The following is a 16,207-nucleotide window of genomic DNA, read 5'->3' on the forward strand; positions in this document are numbered from 1 at the left end:
TTGCTTGGCAGATTTAACCCCCACACAACGCACCTGGAGTGCTTTTAAACGCAATAAATTTGCGCTCGCCGCAATGTGGTTTATTGCGCTTTGTGTGGTGGTGGCGGTGTTAGGTTATCTGATCATGCCAGATTCTACTCCGCAGGCTAACAGCCAAACAATCCAGCTCGGTATCAAAAAACCCGGAGCCACTTTCATGATGCTGCGGCTTAATAAAACTGAGCATGTAGATACGCTTAACTGGTTCAATAAAATGCTGTATGGGCAACCGGCACCTTATCAGGACATCCCCATAAAAAACTACAAAATAACCGGCGACAGCATTACCGTTGCTGAATATATTGGTGACGAAGATAAGCCCGAGGTTAAAAGCTACAAGTTGCCTTCGGCACAGATCAATCAACGGCTCTCATCATATATTATACATAAAACATTTTGGCTGGGCACCGATGTATACGGCCGCGACATGTTAAGCCGTCTGATTTTGGGTGCGCGTATCTCGCTATCCGTTGGCTTAATGGCAGTATTGATCAGTTTATTTATTGGTGTTACGGTTGGCGCAGTGGCTGGTTATTTTGGTGGTTGGATAGATGGTGTTTTAAGCTGGTTAATGAATATTTTGTGGGCTTTGCCGGCTTTGCTCCTGGTTATTGCTATTTCATTTGCGTTAGGAAAAGGCTTGTGGCAAATTTATGTAGCCGTAGGACTATCCATGTGGGTTGAGGTTGCGCGATTGGTGCGCGGCCAGGTGATCAGCATTAAACAAGCTGAATATATTGAAGCTGCGCGATCTTTAGGTTACAACAATTTCCGAATTATCGGTAAGCATATTTTACCAAATATAGCAGGGCCTATTTTGGTAATGGCGGCTTCAAACTTTGCCTCGGCTATTTTGCTTGAAGCCGGTTTAAGCTTCCTGGGGTTTGGTGCACAACCCCCTATGCCCACCTGGGGCAGCATGATCAAAGAACATTACGGGTATATCATCATGGATTCGGCCTACTTGTCTATAACTCCCGGATTAGCTATCATGCTGATAGTCTACGCATTTAACCTGGTGACAGTGGGTTTGCGCGATGCTTTTGATATAAAATCGGCAAGTACCCGTCTTTAATTTTATTTTTTTTCTCTAATTTGGTCTCTCCGAGACCCAATAATGCAGAACAATGTACCCTCGTCAGGCGAGGACGAACTAATCCGGCTACTGTTAAAAAGGCAGTCAGAGTTGAACTCCTTATTGGAGGTGACTCGCGCTATAAATAAGAACGCAGCGACGCCTGTATTGATACAGATGCTCGAAGTGATCTTGCAAAACTACCTGCAGGTGGGCACTTTCAGATTCCTGATCGAGAAGGACGGTAACTATGCCTGTATATCTAAATACGGCGGCGAATTTGAGCCGGTGGGTACCTTGAACAAAGCATGCCTGTCGCTCCATAAAATTAAATCGCCCGAATCGCTGGCCGGAAACCAGGATCCCATCTTAAAAAAATACGATTACTTTATTCCCATCTACCATAAAAGCAAAGCTTTGGCCTTTGCGCTGATCGGCGATTTCAATACCTCTGGCGAAATGTTGAATAATGATCTGAACTTTATTCAGACAATGATCAACGTGGTGGTAGTGGCGCTGGAGAATAAAAAGTTATTTCGTGAGCGCCTGCAGGCCGAGCGTTTGCAACGTGAAATGGAGCTGGCTGCCGAAGTGCAGAATATGCTTATTCCCTTGCGCGTACACAAGGATGAAAGTGTGGAGATTGGCGCCAAATATTTGCCTCACCAAAACATTGGCGGCGATTATTATGATTTTATTCGCCTTAATGACCATGAGTTTTTGTGGTGCATTGCCGACGTGTCGGGCAAGGGCGTATCAGCTGCCTTGCTGATGGCTAACTTTCAAGCCAGCTTGCACGCCTGGGCTGCGGTAGAAGACGATTTGACTAACATTATCGATCGCCTTAACAAAAAGGTAATTTCCAATACCCAGGGCGAGCGTTTTATAACACTCTTCATTGCCAAATACAACGAAAAAACACGCAAACTCAATTATATTAATGCCGGCCATAATGCTACTGTATTATATTCAGAAGGCCAGGTTATCCAGCTCAAACTGGGTACTACCATGATCGGCGCGTTTGACCAGCTGCCGTTTTTAAATGAAGGCGAAATAGATATTGAGCCGGGCACCTTGCTGGTAAATTATACCGATGGCTTGCTTGACTTTGAGCCTTACGGCGACAAGGTTTGGGACGAAGAAGCCTTGATAGATTTTATTGCTGATAACGGTGACCTATCGCCCGATAGATTTAATCAATCGTTAATGGATCATTTGAATATCGGCATCAAGGGTAAGCCCATTGACGACATTACAATCTTGACCTTGAGGATATTTTAAGACCTCTCCCCGGCCCTCTCCAAAGGAGAGGGATAATTAGCATTTTATTATTCGACTCTTTAAAAGCTTCTCTGCTTTGGAGAGGCAGCTAGGGGTGTGTTGATAACTCCTTAAAAAACCCGTTTATCAAAATAATAGCTTTGTAATTATCGTTTAAAAGTCAATGTTATTAGCCAGATATCAGCATGAACTATTAGAAGCGGGTTGCGACGAGGCCGGTCGTGGTTGCCTGGCGGGCCCCGTGTTTGCCGCTGCTGTTATTTTGCCCCATGATTTTGAGCATGAGTTGTTAAACGATTCTAAACAAATTGCTGAAGATTTACGATATACCTTACGTGCCGAAATAGAGGAACGCGCAATAGCTTATGCTGTGGCCTGGGCCGATAACATGGAGATAGATGAAATCAACATTTTAAATGCCTCATTCCTGGCTATGCACCGCGCTGTTGAAAAATTACACCTGCAGCCTGAGTTTTTAATTATTGATGGCAATCGTTTTAACAAACATCATAAAATACCGCATGCTTGTGTAGTAAAAGGCGACAGTAAATATTTAAGTATTGCAGCTGCATCTATCCTGGCCAAAACCTATCGCGACGATTACATGAAGCAGATAGCAGCTGAGCACCCGGAGTACGATTGGCACAATAACAAAGGCTACGGCACCTTAAAACACCGCAAAAGCATCCTCAAAAATGGCTACACGCCCTACCACCGCCGCTCATTTAGCGTAAGTTTTGAAGAAGATGGGCTGCTTGTTCAGGTATTATAATATTACTTTAATATTATCCTCCCGGCTAAACAGTACCTTGCTACTGTAAGTGCAGAATGTTATTTTTGGTAAAATCCGTTTGTCTGTTGAAAATCCTTATACTAAGCCATCGCGTTCCGTTTCCACAAAATGGTGGATATGCTATCGTGGTGACCAATACTATCAAGGGATTGGTCAATGAAGGGCATGACGTTTCGCTGGTTGCCCTTAACGCTAAGCGCAACAGCCACGAAAGCAACCTGCCCGATGAGGATTTAATGGGCAAAATCAACTACCGGGCTTATGATATAGACACCACGGTTACCATTTTGGGTGTGGCCCTGAATTTGTTCAAAAAAACATCATTTAATATCGACCGTTATTACGACCCCGAATTTGAAACCTTGTTGCTACGCGAGGTACGTACTAACAATTACGATATCATCCAGTTTGAGGGCTTATTTGTATCGCTGTATATGCCTGCAGTGCGTAAGGCATCAAAAGCCAGGCTTATTTACCGGGCACACAACCTTGAAAATCAGATCTGGTGGCGATTGTCACAGCAAAAAATCGATCCGTTTAAAAAGTCATACCTGCGCATGCACGCCCGCCGTATTAAAAACTATGAGCGGCTAAGATTAGACATGTTTGACGCTATTACCGTATTTACACGGCAGGACAAAGAAACCCTGCTTGAATATGGCATTAAAGTGCCTATTGAAATATTGCCTGTTGGCTTGCGACTGGAAAAGTACAAGCCCGATATCAGTAAAACTGAGTTTCCGAGCCTGTTCTTTTTAGGTTCGCTGGATTGGCTGCCAAACCGTGAGGGTATGGAGTGGTTCCTGGAATCGTTTATAGGCGATATAACCAGTGGCGACTTGCCCGTGAAGTTGTATGTGGCCGGGAACGATATACCTGAACGTTTTGATGATTATGAAGCCTTGGGCAAGATATTTATACAAGGCGAAGTGGATGATGCCCTCGAATTTGTAAATAGTAAGTCGATTATGATCGTGCCACTGTTATCAAGCGGCGGTATGCGGGTTAAAATTGTAGAAGGCATGGCCATGCAAAAATGTATCATCTCGACCTCTTTAGGTGCCGAGGGTATTAATTTTACCGACAGGCACGACATCATGATAGCTAACAATCGCGATGAGTTTTATGATGCCATCCAACAATGTATTCGCGATGAGGAATTTTGTATTCAGCTAGGCAAAAACGCCCGTTTGCTCGCCGAAAAGGAGCATGACATTAATGTGGTTATTAAAAATTTGGTGACTTTTTATCAAAATTGTTGCAAATAATAATCCTCAAATTATAGCTGATTGCTAAAAATATCGCTAATAAAATGCGCGGCCTGTTGCATTTTTACTACCTTTAGGCCAAATAAAATTTTGTACCACTATTGTAATCATATCATGCGATTACAATAAATTTTGTCCCGGTTTAAAACATTCAGTAATGAAAAACACAGCGCTTACACAAACACATATCAATCTTGGCGCCAAGATGGTGCCTTTTGCAGGCTATAACATGCCCGTGCAATATGCAGGTATTAATGCCGAACACGAAACCGTGCGTAAAGCCGTAGGCGTTTTTGATGTAAGCCACATGGGCGAATTTATATTAAAAGGCGATAAAGCGCTTGATTTGATTCAGCGTGTTACCAGCAATGACGCCTCAAAGTTATATGATGGCAAAGTGCAATACTCATGCCTGCCCAACAACGATGGTGGTATTGTTGACGATCTGCTGGTTTACCGACTTGATGAGCAAACCTATATGCTGGTAGTAAACGCATCAAATATTGAAAAAGACTGGAACTGGATTAGCCAGTTCAATACAGAAGGCGTATCTATGAAAGATATTTCAGACCGTACATCATTGTTAGCGGTACAGGGCCCAAAAGCTGCCGAAGCGTTGCAAACTCTGACGGATATCGACTTAGGCTCAATGGAATATTATTCGTTTAAAAAAGGGACATTTGCGGGTATTGACAATGTTTTAGTATCGGCAACAGGCTATACAGGAGCCGGTGGCTTTGAATTATATGTAGATAACGAACATGCACAAGCACTTTGGGATGCAGTGTTTAAAGCCGGCGATGCTTTCGGTATCAAGCCGATTGGTTTGGGCGCACGCGATACGCTGCGTCTGGAGATGGGTTTTTGCTTGTACGGTAATGATATTGATGATAAAACCTCGCCGCTCGAAGCCGGTTTGGGTTGGGTAACTAAATTTAATAAAGAATTCACCAACTCAACAGCGCTGGCCGATCAGAAAGCGGCGGGCGTTAACCAAAAATTAGTTGGTTTTGAAATGATAGACCGTGGCATCCCGCGGCATGATTATGAAATTGTTGATGCCGAAGGCAACAATATTGGCAAAGTGACCTCTGGCACCCAATCGCCATCACTGCAAAAAGCTATTGGCCTGGGTTATGTAAAAACCGAATTTGCCAAGGAGGGTACCGAGATATTTGTAAAAATTCGGGACAATGCCGTTAAAGCAAAGGTTGTGAAGCCACCTTTTTATAAAGCGTAAACTCATTCTGTACAAGAGCTGTCATTTCAAGCATAGCGAGAAATCTATCCACACCCAATCTAAGCGATGTATAGATTTCTCCTTGTTCCTCGTCGAAATGACAATATTTTTAATTGAGGAATGAAATCAGTAATGAAACAAAACATACCATCAACCCTGCCCCGCCTCGAAGTTTGCCTTACACCGGCATTGATACCGCTGTATAACGTACAGGATTATATTGTTGTGGTAATTGATATTTTTCGTGCTACCACCTCTATTTGTTATGGCATTGAAAACGGCGCCGAGGCCATTATCCCGGTATCGCAGGTTGAAGAATGCAGCGCTTACCTTGAAAAAGGCTTTGACTACCTGCTGGCGGCCGAGCGAAACGGCGAAGTTGTTGCAGGGTTTGATTTTGGGAACTCGCCATTTTCTTATACCCAAGATAAAGTTGAAGGCAAAACCATTGTATTAACCACTACCAATGGCACGCACGCCTTGCATTTATCGCGTGCAGCAAAAAAAATAGTGATCGGCGCATTTATAAATTTAACTTCTGTTTGTAGCTGGCTTAAACAACAAAATGAAAACATTTTGCTGGTTTGCTCAGGCTGGAAAAATAACTTTAACCTGGAGGACACCCTTTTTGCCGGTGCGGTAGTTGAACAATTAAAAGATGCCGGTTTTAGGCTGGATGACCCGGCTATTGCCGCCAATGATCTTTTTAAATTAGCTAAAGACGACCTCAATCAATACCTCAAAAAAACGTCGCACAGCGAACGCCTCAAGAAACTGGGTATCGAGGCGGACATTGAGTTTTGTTTAAAAGTTGATTTAACAACCGCTATCCCGGTTTTGGAAGGTGAGCGGCTGGTGAGGTTAGCCCAGTAAATGGTGTCACCCTGAGCCCGTCGAAGGGCGAGCGAAGGCCTTTACCCGCTATGCTTCGACTAGCTCAGCATGACAACGCTTTCTGACGCCGGGTAACTACTACTTCAGCTTCTCATTATTCTGATGCCTGTCGGCATCGCGGATGCTTTTCTTGACCAGATTTTTTTCCAGAGCTTCGGTAAGATTAATGCCTGTTTGATTAGCCAGGCAAATCAATACAAACAATACGTCGGCCATCTCATCGGCCAGGTTAACTTCATGGTCTGATTTTTTGAAGGATTGCTCGCCGTATTGACGCGCCATGATACGTGCTACCTCGCCAACCTCTTCCATTAAAATGGCGGTATTGGTTAGTTCATTAAAATAGCGTATGCCGGTAGTATTTATCCAGTTGTCAACCAGTCGCTGTGCTTCTTCTATAGTCATGGCTTAATGATTGTCTTTGTCTTTGGTGTCCATAATGATGGTAACCGGTCCGTCATTTAACAAGCTGATCTGCATGTCGGCGCCAAAAATGCCGGTCGCCGTTTTTTTACCAGTAAGCAATTCAAGGGTACTGATCATCTTTTCATAAAGCGGTATAGCTTTATCAGGCTTTGCTGCGCGGATGAATGAAGGCCGGTTTCCCTTTTTTGTTTGTGCAAACAGCGTGAATTGCGATATCAGCAGGATACTTCCGTCAACATCGGCCAGGGCCTTGTTCATCAATCCTTCTTCATCGCTAAACACCCGAAGACCTGCAATTTTTTGCGCCAGCCATTGTAAATCATCATCAGTGTCGGCATCCTCAATGCCCAGCAAAACCAAAAAACCCTGCGCTATCTCGCCGGTTATGTTATCGTTTACTTTGCAACAGGCACTGGTTACACGTTGTATTACGGCTCTCATAGCGGCAATATAACAATTAAGGTATGGTTACTGCAATAGCGGGACTGCGGTCGCTTTCGTTTTTTGTTCTATCGATGGCCGTGACCAGGTACAGGTAAGTTTTGCCGCGTTGTGCGGTAGTATCTACAAATGAGGTCGTCGGGTCGTACTGTACATGTATGATATGATCAGGAGTCGAAATGTCGATTTTTTCGGTTCCTTCAAAACGGTAAACCACATAACCATAAGCTGCTTCAAGGTCCTTCGCTTCTACCGGTTCTGCCCAGCTAACCTGCACTTTTGTGGTACCAGGCATAATGGCCGCCCTGACATTCATCGGCACATTTGGTGGCACTGAATCTAGCCACAACATTGGCGGCGGCAGAGCCGGATGTTTATAATAGGTAAGCCTCAAAGAATCGGCAAACCCCTCCTTATTATTAACCAGCGATTGCGAGCTAAAGTAAACGCTTCCCTGTACCCTTGGGTTGGTGCGTAGTAACTTGATCTCGTTAGGCAGTTCAGCCGGGTTTAAATAGCCACTTTGCCGGCGTTCGTACATACGGTAAGGAGCCTGTCCAACATATAAATGGCGATTGTAGGTGTTATTACTCCACCAGGGTAGTAGTTTATCAAAGGGCACCAGGCGGTCGCCAATGGGCCAATACATTTGGGGGTTAATATAGTCTACCCAACCTTCCTGCACCCATTTACGCGAATCGGCATATAGTTCATAATATGAGTCGCCGCCGCGGGTATCTGAACCTTCGGGATTTTGCGATTTATTAGCCCATATACCAAACGGACTGACACCAAATTTTACCCTTGGCTTGTGAGCGTGAATACTATCGCTCAGCATTTTAATGAGCTTGTTTACATTGTCACGGCGCCAATCGCGTATATCGCTAAAATCGGCCCCATATTGTTGAAAGGTAGTCGCGTCATTTATTTTTTGCCCGGCTATTTGATACGGGTAAAAATAATCGTCCATATGAATGCCGTCCACATCATAATTTTCAACGATATCTAAAACTATCCGCGTAATATATTCGCGCACTTCAGGCAAACCTGGGTTAAAGGTTTTCAATCCGCCATAGGTAAAAAACCACCCGGGATTTTGTCGCGTGATATGGTCGGCACTTAACGCACCGTAGTTGGCATCGGTAGTAGCACGGTACGGGTTTATCCAGGCATGTAGTTCCATGCCGCGTTTGTGTGCCTCGGTAATAGCAAATTCAAGCGGGTCGTAAAATGGCACCGGTGCCTGCCCTTGTTTACCCATCAACCATTTTGACCATGGTTCGCACCCTTTGGCATAAAAGGCGTCTGCCGCCGGGCGTACCTGAAACACCACAGCATTTAAGCCGTTGCGCTGATGAAAATCCAGAATATTGATCAATTGCTGTTTTTGCTGCTCAACAGTTGAGCGCGGTTGCGGCCAGTCAATATTACCCACTGTTGCTACCCATACTCCACGAAATTCGCGCTTTGGGTCCTCCTGTAATTTTTTTAATGCCACACTATCGGCAGCGCTAAGTTTTACGGTGTCAACAAGCGGTTGGGCATTGGCATTGGTAGCAATTAATAATAGTATTAGATATATAAACAGGCGTAATTGATACATTTAAAAGGGATTTTATACAAGAAGTGCAAAGATATAAACTCCTTATTACGACAGTTTATTATGATACATAATTGTTGCGTATTATTTATCTTGTGCCTATTTTTAAAGCCGCAAAGCCAATTATTTAACGTTTTTTAAAAAAACATTATCATAAAAATTTCATTATTACGTATAGTAAATAGTTAACAATAGTTAAATTCGGGCCCAAACTACAGCTATTTCGCGCCGGTGGCCGATAAAATTTAACTGTTATTTTAGCACCAAACGAGTAATTTTTATGGAGAACCAATCGACACAAGAGCCGAAAAAGAATTCGAACGTCATTTATTTCTTAGTGGTCGTTATCGTGGCTTTATTAGGCACTGACGTGTATTTGTACATGAAGAAAAATAATTCAGATCAACGAATTATTATACAAAGCGACGAGAAAACCCGCTTACAAACCGAACTTGATAGCCTGGAAGCACAGATAGAACAAGTAAATGCAGGTAAGACAAAGATGACTAAAGACCTGCAAGCCAAAAACGATTCATTGCGCGCTAAGATCAGAGTACTTAGAAGCGAACTGGCAAAAGGTACCTTAACCGCAGCCGAGCTGAGCAAGGCGCAAGAAGATGTAAAACAACTACGCTACTTCGTAACTAAATATACTGCGGATATTGAGGAGTTGAAGAAAGAGAATGTTTCTTTAAGCAATGAAAGAGACACCCTAAAAAGCAACCTGACCACCGTTAGCGAAAAGGCAACCACCCTTGAAAAACAAAATCAGGATCTGGATAACAAAGTAAAGGTGGGCTCTGCACTTAAAACTGCTACCGCCAGCGTAGTGGGGTATAAAGTTAAAAAGAACGGTAAAGAGGTTGACGAAACCAAAGCCAAAAATGTTAACAAGTTAAAAATCAATTTCACGGTGGCCAGTAATGCCATTGCTACTAAAGGATCGCATGATGTTTACATCCGGATCATTGATCCGATTGGCAACCTGATCACCGGTACTGATAGCGGCACTTTTACTGCAGATGGGCAGGACCTGCAATCGACCTACAAAACATCAATTGATTATGAAGACAATGGCGTAGTGTATACAGTTGATTGGGTTTATGATCAACCGTTCCAAAAAGGCACTTATACCGTATTATTATATTCAGACGGTTTTACCATGGGTAAAACAAGTGTGACATTTAAATAACAGACAGAAACAACAAGAAAGCGGCTTTTTTCAAGGCCGCTTTTTTTTTACCCAAACAATAGGTTATTTTTATGCACACCATAGTTGAATGATAACTGGGTACACACAAACTTCTGTATGCTTAAAAAACAGCAGGTTATAAATTCATGCAGCAATTATCCAACAACAAAGAACGTATAATTTTAGGCATTGACCCCGGCACCCAGGTTATGGGCTACGGACTGGTTAAAGAAACCGGTACAAAAATCGAGCTTATTAGCCTTGGCGTGGTTAAAATGGAGCAGCTTGACGATCATATGCTTAAGCTGCAGCGTATCTTTGAAAAAACGGTAGCCCTCATAGATAATTATAACCCGGATTGCCTGGCTATTGAAGCGCCGTTCTACGGAAAAAACATACAGGTTATGTTAAAATTGGGCCGTGCTCAGGGTATGGCCATTGCAGCAGCATTATCCAGAAATATTGATGTTGCCGAATATGCTCCGCGTAAAATCAAACAATCCATCACCGGCAATGGTAATGCTACCAAAGAACAGGTGGCCGCTATGATGCAGCGCCTGCTCAGTTTTAAAGAAACACCAGAGTTTCTTGACGCTACTGACGGACTTGCAGTGGCTGTTTGCCACTCATTTCAAAAAGTACCGGCCGCAAAGGGTGGAGCCTCAAGAAAAAGTTACTCGGGCTGGGATACATTTGTAAAAGACAATGCCAAACGCATTGTGAAATAATTTCACGATTGAACGACGATCATGATTTGATGGTTCTTAATTCAATCACTTAATCCACCTACCGTATCAAATTTATTTTGCGCAATGGCAACCTAATGCCAAAGCACTTCGTCATGATAGTAATTGATGCCCATAACTATCAGACGTGTACGAGGTAAAAGAAAATATTTTAGCAACACTGGCGTATTTCGACATCTTCAAATACCCACTCACCAGCGGTGAAATATTCGTGTTTTTAAAAAACCGATACCATCAATCTGACTTTGATTTGGCGCTAAGATATTTGGTTGCCCACCAATCTGTTTACCAGTTTGGCAATTTGTACTCGCTCAAAAACGATTATTCATTAGTGACGCGTCGTTTTAACGGCAATCAAAAGGCGGCTGAGCTTGTTAAAATTGCCCATAAAATTGGCGACTGGCTGATTCGTTTTCCTTACGTGCGTGGTATCGCTGTTTCAGGTTCACTGTCTAAGAATTATGCTGATGAAAACTCAGACATCGATCTGTTTATCATCACCGCCAAAAACAGGCTGTGGATAGCACGGACGATAATGCACGTCTTCAAAAAGTTAACTTTTCTGGTTGGTAAGCAAGATTACTTCTGCATGAATTATTACATCGATGAAGAGCAACTGGAAATTCGCGAAAAAAACATTTATACCGCCATTGAAGTGGTAACACTGATTCCGTTGCAGGGCGATACCGTGATTGAACAGTTTTACACCGCCAATAGCTGGACCCGCGAATATTTGCCTAATAAGATTATGCGTATTTCGTCTGCCAAGCCGTTGAAGCCATCCATATTTAAGACGGTATTTGAAAAGTGTCTCAATAACCGCCTGGGTAATTTAATTGACACCTTACTAATGAACATCACCTCGGGCCGCTGGCGCAAAAAAACTGAACAGAAAAAAACAAATTCCAAAGGAGCTGTAATGGCCATGGAAACGGGGAAACACTTCGCCAAGCCTGACCCGGGAAATTTCCAGGCAAGGTTGCTGGGGCAGTATGAAAAACGGATATCGCAAGTAATGATTGAGCCGCAGGGCGATTTGCTAGCGAATTGAATATTTATAGAATTTGTCATGCTGAGCAACGCGAAGCATCTTATCAAAGCGCATAAGATCCTTCACTACGTTCAGGATGACAAATAATATGAAATTTGTTACTTCTTCCTCAACGAAATTATATAATAATCGCCAACCCTTCTCCAAAACCTGTTAAATCTCAGCTTTCCCTCCCATTTCATCAAAAAGCGATAAGCCTTAGGATAACGCGCTGCAAAATGCTCGATATACGATGGCGGCACAATGGTACACAGCCCTTCAATAGACAAGACATCCATCTTACCCTTAACCTGTTCTATCACGTACTGCGGATCATAATACCAGCAGGTAAAATGTGTCCCCTCAACATGTGCCCTCACGCCATTTTTACTAAACCAGCGGCGGGTGGCCGTTTTAAACAACCCTTTAAAAAGCAGCAATGACTCCCACAGGCAAAACCTGGGCAGGATAACCAGTGTAGCTACGCCATCATCAGTCAGCAAATCAGGGAGCGAGCGCAGTACTTTGTCCAGCTCGCCGGTACAATTCAGGCCGGCAAAGTTGGAGAATATCTGCTCATATGGGCCTCGGCTTTTAAGTTCAGCCAGATGTGTAAATGAGCAAATTTCTGTCGATATTAAATTGCTTAAACCGTACTGCGCCGCTTTTTCACGTAGTTTTTGTTGCATGCCTTCGGCGATATCGGTAGCGTGCACCTTGTGACCCAGGCTAGCGAAATAAGTAGCATCCTCACCAGTGCCTGCATTTAGTTCCAGAATGGATGAGTTAGGTTTTAAATACTTCAGCACATGTGCCCTCACCCGCTCACGCTTATAGTTCACGATGGTATTTGAGGAGTAGATCTCATCAAAAATGGCCGACTGGGCCGAAAATGCTTCGGCGGCCTTTTGCTCGTTGATATGCGGGGCAAGGGTTTGCATCAGGCTTTTTCCAGTTGATTTAGTTTTAATCGCTCAATAAAAGCAGCCGGGGTATAATAAAGTACTGACAGGGCTTTTTTCAGGCTGTTGGCAGTAGCATGCTGCGGCTCTTTAAACAATTTGGCTAGGCTGTTTTTAGCCAGATGTTTATGATAATTTTTGTGGACGTACTTGTGTAACTGTTTATAAAAACCGGCAGGGAAAGTGTTACTGAACATCAGCGCCATTTCGTCCGAGTCGGTCCAGTTGGTTTTCTTTTTCAATTCGGCTTTTACACGGTCGTAAAATACGGTGCCGGGCAGCGGGTACGATACCGAAATGCCAATTTCAAACGGCAATAATTCATTGATCATGGCTATGGTTTTTTCAATATCGGCTTTATCCTCGCCCGGGTAACCAAACTGAATAAAGAACGAGGGTTGTATACCTGCCTTTTTCATGTTTCGTGTTGCAATGCGGATCTGGTCAATCGTAGTACCCTTATCCATCGCATCCAGTATTTTTTGCGAGCCGCTTTCGGCGCCAATCCACACGTTTTCGCACCCGGCATCGGCCAGGGCTTGTACCAGGTCTTCCTCAATCAGCAAATCGGCACGCGATTGTATCTTGAACCGGGTTCGCAGATTTTCTTTTTTTACCAGTTCGGCAAACTCTATTACCCAGCCGGGTTTCAGTCCGAAGATATCATCGCAAAACCAGATATGATCAACTGGGAAACGCTCTTTTAATAATTTCAGCTCATCAACCACATTCTGCGGACTGCGCGAATTATACCTGTTACCGTAAATAGGCTTGGCGCACCAATTGCACTTAAACGGGCACCCACGGGTGGTACCCATATTGATGGAGAAGTATCCCGCATTTTTTAGCCAGCTATCGCGGTAGGGTTCTATATCCACTAAATCCCAGGCGGGTAATGGCAGGGTATCCAGATCTTTAAGCACCGGGCGTGATATGGTTTTCTGTGGGCGGCCGTCGGCACCTAAATAAGAAACACCCGCTATTTGGGTAATATTCGTACTGCCGGACTGGATATGATTACAAAGCTCCAGTAAAGTATGCTCAGCCTCGCCTATTAAAACATAGTCGGCGCCCGCTTTCAGATATTCCTCATAGCGGTCGGTCGAGTCTGAGCTGGAGACGATGACCTTGCAACCCCGCGCTTTCGCCATCCTGAACATATCAAAGGCTGCTTCGCGCATATTGGTAAGGCACATTTTGGTGAGGTAGTTAAAACCATCGTCATACAATACAAAGAAGTCGGGCCGGGTATCGTCAAGCACCGGCTCTATCTCTTTTGGGGTGGCAACAAACATGGTGTCAAATAGCGATACGTTGTAGTCGTGTTTTCGCATGAGTGAGGCCGCGTAAAGCGTACCTAAGGGCGCATAAGGCTGCCCTATCGACCACTGTTTGGGGTCGAACCGTAAAAAGTAGGAATGTGAAAACAGTATTTTATTCATATCCTATAAAGTAGCCCGCGGCGAAAGGTTAAGCGTGCAAACGCACTTTACGCAAGTGCTGTTTGTGCCCATATTGAGCTTGCGCCTAAAGTCTATCGCCTGGTTGGTATTTAATATCTCAGTTAATGAGTTTTGGTGTATATTGCCTATCGTGTCATGAAAAAAGCAAGGCCGCACGCTGCCATCTGCCTCAATTACAGTGGATACCCACGGCGCATTGCATTTTTTATAGGGGAAAGGATTCAGCTTGTAAAAAGCTGCGTAGTACTTGTAGATGTCCTGAATTTTTTCCGACGATTCGGCAATGTAGCGATTTTCAAAATCGGCGATATTGCCTAATACCTGATTCACCACCTGCTGCAATTCGGGCAGTTCACCTTCGCTAAGCATTACTTCATGCTGGCGCGGTTCGGCCCAGGCGGTTTGGCGGTTAAAGGCATGGCTGCTTACATCGGCCGGTAAAAAGCTGATCTGGTCGATACCCATTTGTTTGGCTGCCGCGATGATATTGGGCCAGTTCCTGAAATTGATGCGATGAATTACGGTACGCGCTGTAATTCTGTAAGCCGGGTTCAACGTTTTCAAATGCTCAACACCCTCCTTCAGCTTTTTAAAGGCATTGGGGATATTGCGGATGGCATCATGCATCGGTTCGTCTCCATCCAGCGAGATCACGATATCGTCCACCCACCTTAACAGGTCGTCGGCATTATTTTTTAGTGAAAGGCCGGTGCTAAGCAGGCTCACTTTAATGCCTTGTTGCTTCAGCATTTTACAAAGCTCAAAGAAGTTGGCATTCAGCAGCGCCTCACCTCCCGACATCACCACCTGCCTTGTGCCAAAATCTTTGAGCGAACTTAGCAAGCCGCTAATATGCTGCGGCGTTAACTGTTTAAGGTTTTTGTTGTCTTTCCAGATATCGCACATTACGCAACGGCAGTTACAGGCGCTATGCGGCATTAGTATCACTACCGGCAATGCCGATATGCGATGCGTTTGCAGCGTGAGGTAACGCTTGTAGGTGTGTGCTATTGATTGCATATCATTTGGTAATAACGACCCAATAGAAAGGATCTTTTTTAAACAGCCTGTTCAGCAAACTCGTCGGGTCGAACATAATCTTGTATTTAAAACCCCAAAACTCGCTGATGGAGTGATGGAAATAATGATCGGCCATTTCAGGGATACCCATGTCTTTGTAATAGTTACGGCAACGCTCGGCTGCGCTGGCAGCTGCGTCGGCATCATAAAATGGCGTATCGATGATGTGAATCTCGCCACCGCGGTTCAGCAAACGTTCAGCCTGCCGCAACACCGATACTACCGACGAAAAATATTGCAGCGAGGCGGCGAATACAATTACGTCAAAACGCTCTTTATCAAAAGTATTTTCGTTAAAGGTGTCGTACGTAAAGTCAAGGTTGGGTATTTTGAAAACCCGGCTGGCTTGGTTAATCTCGGCCATATTCACATCCAGCCCGGTGACATAAGTTTTGGGCAAACCGGCCATTTTTGCCGATAACCAGCCATTGCCGCAACCTACCTCAAGTATTTTCAAAAACCGGCGCTTCCTTGCCAAATAGGTCAGCAAGCGGTTACTTGAACGCCTGCGTATCTCCCATTCTTTTGAGTGTATGCTAAAATCAGGCAGTGCCGCCAGCTGCGCGTCAGTGTACATTTTTTGTTCGTATGTACGCACGGCGCTGTACAGTTCCTCAAAATCCGGTATGCGCGGTTTTTGATGTGTGATGGCCTTATGTTGTGCACTGATGCTCACT

The 16,207-nt window shown here is 44.2% G+C and carries 16 protein-coding genes; 9 read left to right on the forward strand and 7 right to left on the reverse strand.

The window, feature by feature from the left end:
- Positions 1–4: 4 nt before the first annotated feature.
- The 6 genes from ACFS5N_RS11115 (at position 5) to ACFS5N_RS11140 (ending at position 6,569) form a co-directional block, all read left to right on the forward strand.
- A complete protein-coding gene (locus ACFS5N_RS11115) occupies positions 5–1,114 on the forward strand; it encodes an ABC transporter permease (RefSeq protein ID WP_377185322.1) in 1,110 nt (369 codons plus the stop codon).
- A 42-nt stretch (positions 1,115–1,156) separates the two neighbouring features.
- Positions 1,157–2,395 carry a PP2C family protein-serine/threonine phosphatase gene (locus ACFS5N_RS11120; RefSeq protein ID WP_377185324.1) on the forward strand — a complete coding sequence of 413 codons (1,239 nt, stop codon included), beginning with the start codon at positions 1,157–1,159 and terminating at the stop codon, positions 2,393–2,395.
- Between the two features lie 163 nt (positions 2,396–2,558).
- Positions 2,559–3,167: a ribonuclease HII gene (locus ACFS5N_RS11125; RefSeq protein ID WP_377185326.1), complete on the forward strand. Its 609-nt coding sequence runs from the start codon at positions 2,559–2,561 to the stop codon at positions 3,165–3,167.
- A gap of 86 nt (positions 3,168–3,253) precedes the next feature.
- On the forward strand, positions 3,254–4,456 hold the full coding sequence (locus ACFS5N_RS11130) for a glycosyltransferase family 4 protein (protein WP_377185328.1): 1,203 nt from the start codon (positions 3,254–3,256) through the stop codon (positions 4,454–4,456).
- Positions 4,457–4,613: 157 nt separating this feature from the next.
- On the forward strand, positions 4,614–5,696 hold the full coding sequence (gcvT, locus tag ACFS5N_RS11135) for a glycine cleavage system aminomethyltransferase GcvT (RefSeq protein ID WP_377185330.1): 1,083 nt from the start codon (positions 4,614–4,616) through the stop codon (positions 5,694–5,696).
- 132 nt (positions 5,697–5,828) lie between these two features.
- Positions 5,829–6,569, forward strand: a complete 741-nt coding sequence (locus ACFS5N_RS11140) for a 2-phosphosulfolactate phosphatase (RefSeq protein WP_377185332.1) — start codon at positions 5,829–5,831, stop codon at positions 6,567–6,569.
- A gap of 99 nt (positions 6,570–6,668) precedes the next feature.
- Here the strand turns inward: ACFS5N_RS11140 and ACFS5N_RS11145 are convergent, their stop codons facing one another.
- From ACFS5N_RS11145 to ACFS5N_RS11155, 3 genes are read right to left on the reverse strand one after another with little or no spacing between them, the layout of a single operon-like run.
- Positions 6,669–6,995: a nucleotide pyrophosphohydrolase gene (locus tag ACFS5N_RS11145; protein ID WP_377185334.1), complete on the reverse strand. Its 327-nt coding sequence runs from the start codon at positions 6,993–6,995 to the stop codon at positions 6,669–6,671.
- A 3-nt stretch (positions 6,996–6,998) separates the two neighbouring features.
- The gene (dtd, locus tag ACFS5N_RS11150; RefSeq protein WP_377185336.1) at positions 6,999–7,457 is read right to left on the reverse strand and encodes a D-aminoacyl-tRNA deacylase; all 459 of its coding nucleotides are present in this window, start codon (positions 7,455–7,457) and stop codon (positions 6,999–7,001) included.
- 16 nt (positions 7,458–7,473) lie between these two features.
- Positions 7,474–9,060, reverse strand: coding sequence for a glycoside hydrolase family 10 protein (locus ACFS5N_RS11155; protein ID WP_377185338.1), 1,587 nt, complete (start codon positions 9,058–9,060; stop codon positions 7,474–7,476).
- Positions 9,061–9,337: 277 nt separating this feature from the next.
- On the opposite strand from ACFS5N_RS11155, the gene ACFS5N_RS11160 reads away from it, so the two are divergent.
- The 3 genes from ACFS5N_RS11160 (at position 9,338) to ACFS5N_RS11170 (ending at position 12,046) form a co-directional block, all read left to right on the forward strand.
- The gene (locus tag ACFS5N_RS11160) at positions 9,338–10,249 is read left to right on the forward strand and encodes a hypothetical protein (protein ID WP_377185340.1); all 912 of its coding nucleotides are present in this window, start codon (positions 9,338–9,340) and stop codon (positions 10,247–10,249) included.
- A gap of 146 nt (positions 10,250–10,395) precedes the next feature.
- On the forward strand, positions 10,396–10,977 hold the full coding sequence (ruvC, locus tag ACFS5N_RS11165) for a crossover junction endodeoxyribonuclease RuvC (protein WP_377185342.1): 582 nt from the start codon (positions 10,396–10,398) through the stop codon (positions 10,975–10,977).
- A 145-nt stretch (positions 10,978–11,122) separates the two neighbouring features.
- Positions 11,123–12,046 carry a nucleotidyltransferase domain-containing protein gene (locus ACFS5N_RS11170; RefSeq protein ID WP_377185344.1) on the forward strand — a complete coding sequence of 308 codons (924 nt, stop codon included), beginning with the start codon at positions 11,123–11,125 and terminating at the stop codon, positions 12,044–12,046.
- Positions 12,047–12,144: 98 nt separating this feature from the next.
- Here the strand turns inward: ACFS5N_RS11170 and ACFS5N_RS11175 are convergent, their stop codons facing one another.
- Genes ACFS5N_RS11175 through ACFS5N_RS11190 form a run of 4 tightly spaced genes read right to left on the reverse strand, consistent with a single transcriptional unit; the run spans position 12,145 to position 16,206 of the window.
- A complete protein-coding gene (locus ACFS5N_RS11175) occupies positions 12,145–12,966 on the reverse strand; it encodes a class I SAM-dependent methyltransferase (RefSeq protein WP_377185346.1) in 822 nt (273 codons plus the stop codon).
- A complete protein-coding gene (locus tag ACFS5N_RS11180; RefSeq protein ID WP_377185348.1) occupies positions 12,966–14,429 on the reverse strand; it encodes a B12-binding domain-containing radical SAM protein in 1,464 nt (487 codons plus the stop codon). Before ACFS5N_RS11180 ends, ACFS5N_RS11175 begins: the two co-directional genes overlap by 1 nt.
- Before the next feature lie 3 nt (positions 14,430–14,432).
- Positions 14,433–15,470 (reverse strand): radical SAM protein, encoded by a 1,038-nt coding sequence (locus ACFS5N_RS11185; protein ID WP_377185350.1) that lies wholly within the window; start codon positions 15,468–15,470, stop codon positions 14,433–14,435.
- 1 nt (position 15,471) lies between these two features.
- Positions 15,472–16,206, reverse strand: a complete 735-nt coding sequence (locus ACFS5N_RS11190) for a class I SAM-dependent methyltransferase (RefSeq protein WP_377185353.1) — start codon at positions 16,204–16,206, stop codon at positions 15,472–15,474.
- Between the last annotated feature and the right edge of the window lies 1 nt (position 16,207).

Origin of the sequence: Mucilaginibacter ximonensis (assembly GCF_042686265.1) — a bacterium.
Classification (GTDB): Bacteria; Bacteroidota; Bacteroidia; order Sphingobacteriales; family Sphingobacteriaceae; genus Mucilaginibacter; species Mucilaginibacter ximonensis.

Bases quoted from the DNA above. Each gene is read 5' to 3' on its own strand.
- ACFS5N_RS11145 (WP_377185334.1), bottom strand. From the start codon at position 6,995: ATGACTATAGAAGAAGCACAGCGACTGGTTGACAACTGGATAAATACT.
- ruvC (WP_377185342.1), top strand. From the start codon at position 10,396: ATGCAGCAATTATCCAACAACAAAGAACGTATAATTTTAGGCATTGAC.
- gcvT (WP_377185330.1), top strand. From the start codon at position 4,614: ATGAAAAACACAGCGCTTACACAAACACATATCAATCTTGGCGCCAAG.
- ACFS5N_RS11180 (WP_377185348.1), bottom strand. From the start codon at position 14,429: ATGAATAAAATACTGTTTTCACATTCCTACTTTTTACGGTTCGACCCC.
- ACFS5N_RS11155 (WP_377185338.1), bottom strand. From the start codon at position 9,060: ATGTATCAATTACGCCTGTTTATATATCTAATACTATTATTAATTGCT.
- ACFS5N_RS11185 (WP_377185350.1), bottom strand. From the start codon at position 15,470: ATGCAATCAATAGCACACACCTACAAGCGTTACCTCACGCTGCAAACG.
- ACFS5N_RS11160 (WP_377185340.1), top strand. From the start codon at position 9,338: ATGGAGAACCAATCGACACAAGAGCCGAAAAAGAATTCGAACGTCATT.
- ACFS5N_RS11175 (WP_377185346.1), bottom strand. From the start codon at position 12,966: ATGCAAACCCTTGCCCCGCATATCAACGAGCAAAAGGCCGCCGAAGCA.
- dtd (WP_377185336.1), bottom strand. From the start codon at position 7,457: ATGAGAGCCGTAATACAACGTGTAACCAGTGCCTGTTGCAAAGTAAAC.
- ACFS5N_RS11120 (WP_377185324.1), top strand. From the start codon at position 1,157: ATGCAGAACAATGTACCCTCGTCAGGCGAGGACGAACTAATCCGGCTA.
- ACFS5N_RS11125 (WP_377185326.1), top strand. From the start codon at position 2,559: ATGTTATTAGCCAGATATCAGCATGAACTATTAGAAGCGGGTTGCGAC.
- ACFS5N_RS11140 (WP_377185332.1), top strand. From the start codon at position 5,829: ATGAAACAAAACATACCATCAACCCTGCCCCGCCTCGAAGTTTGCCTT.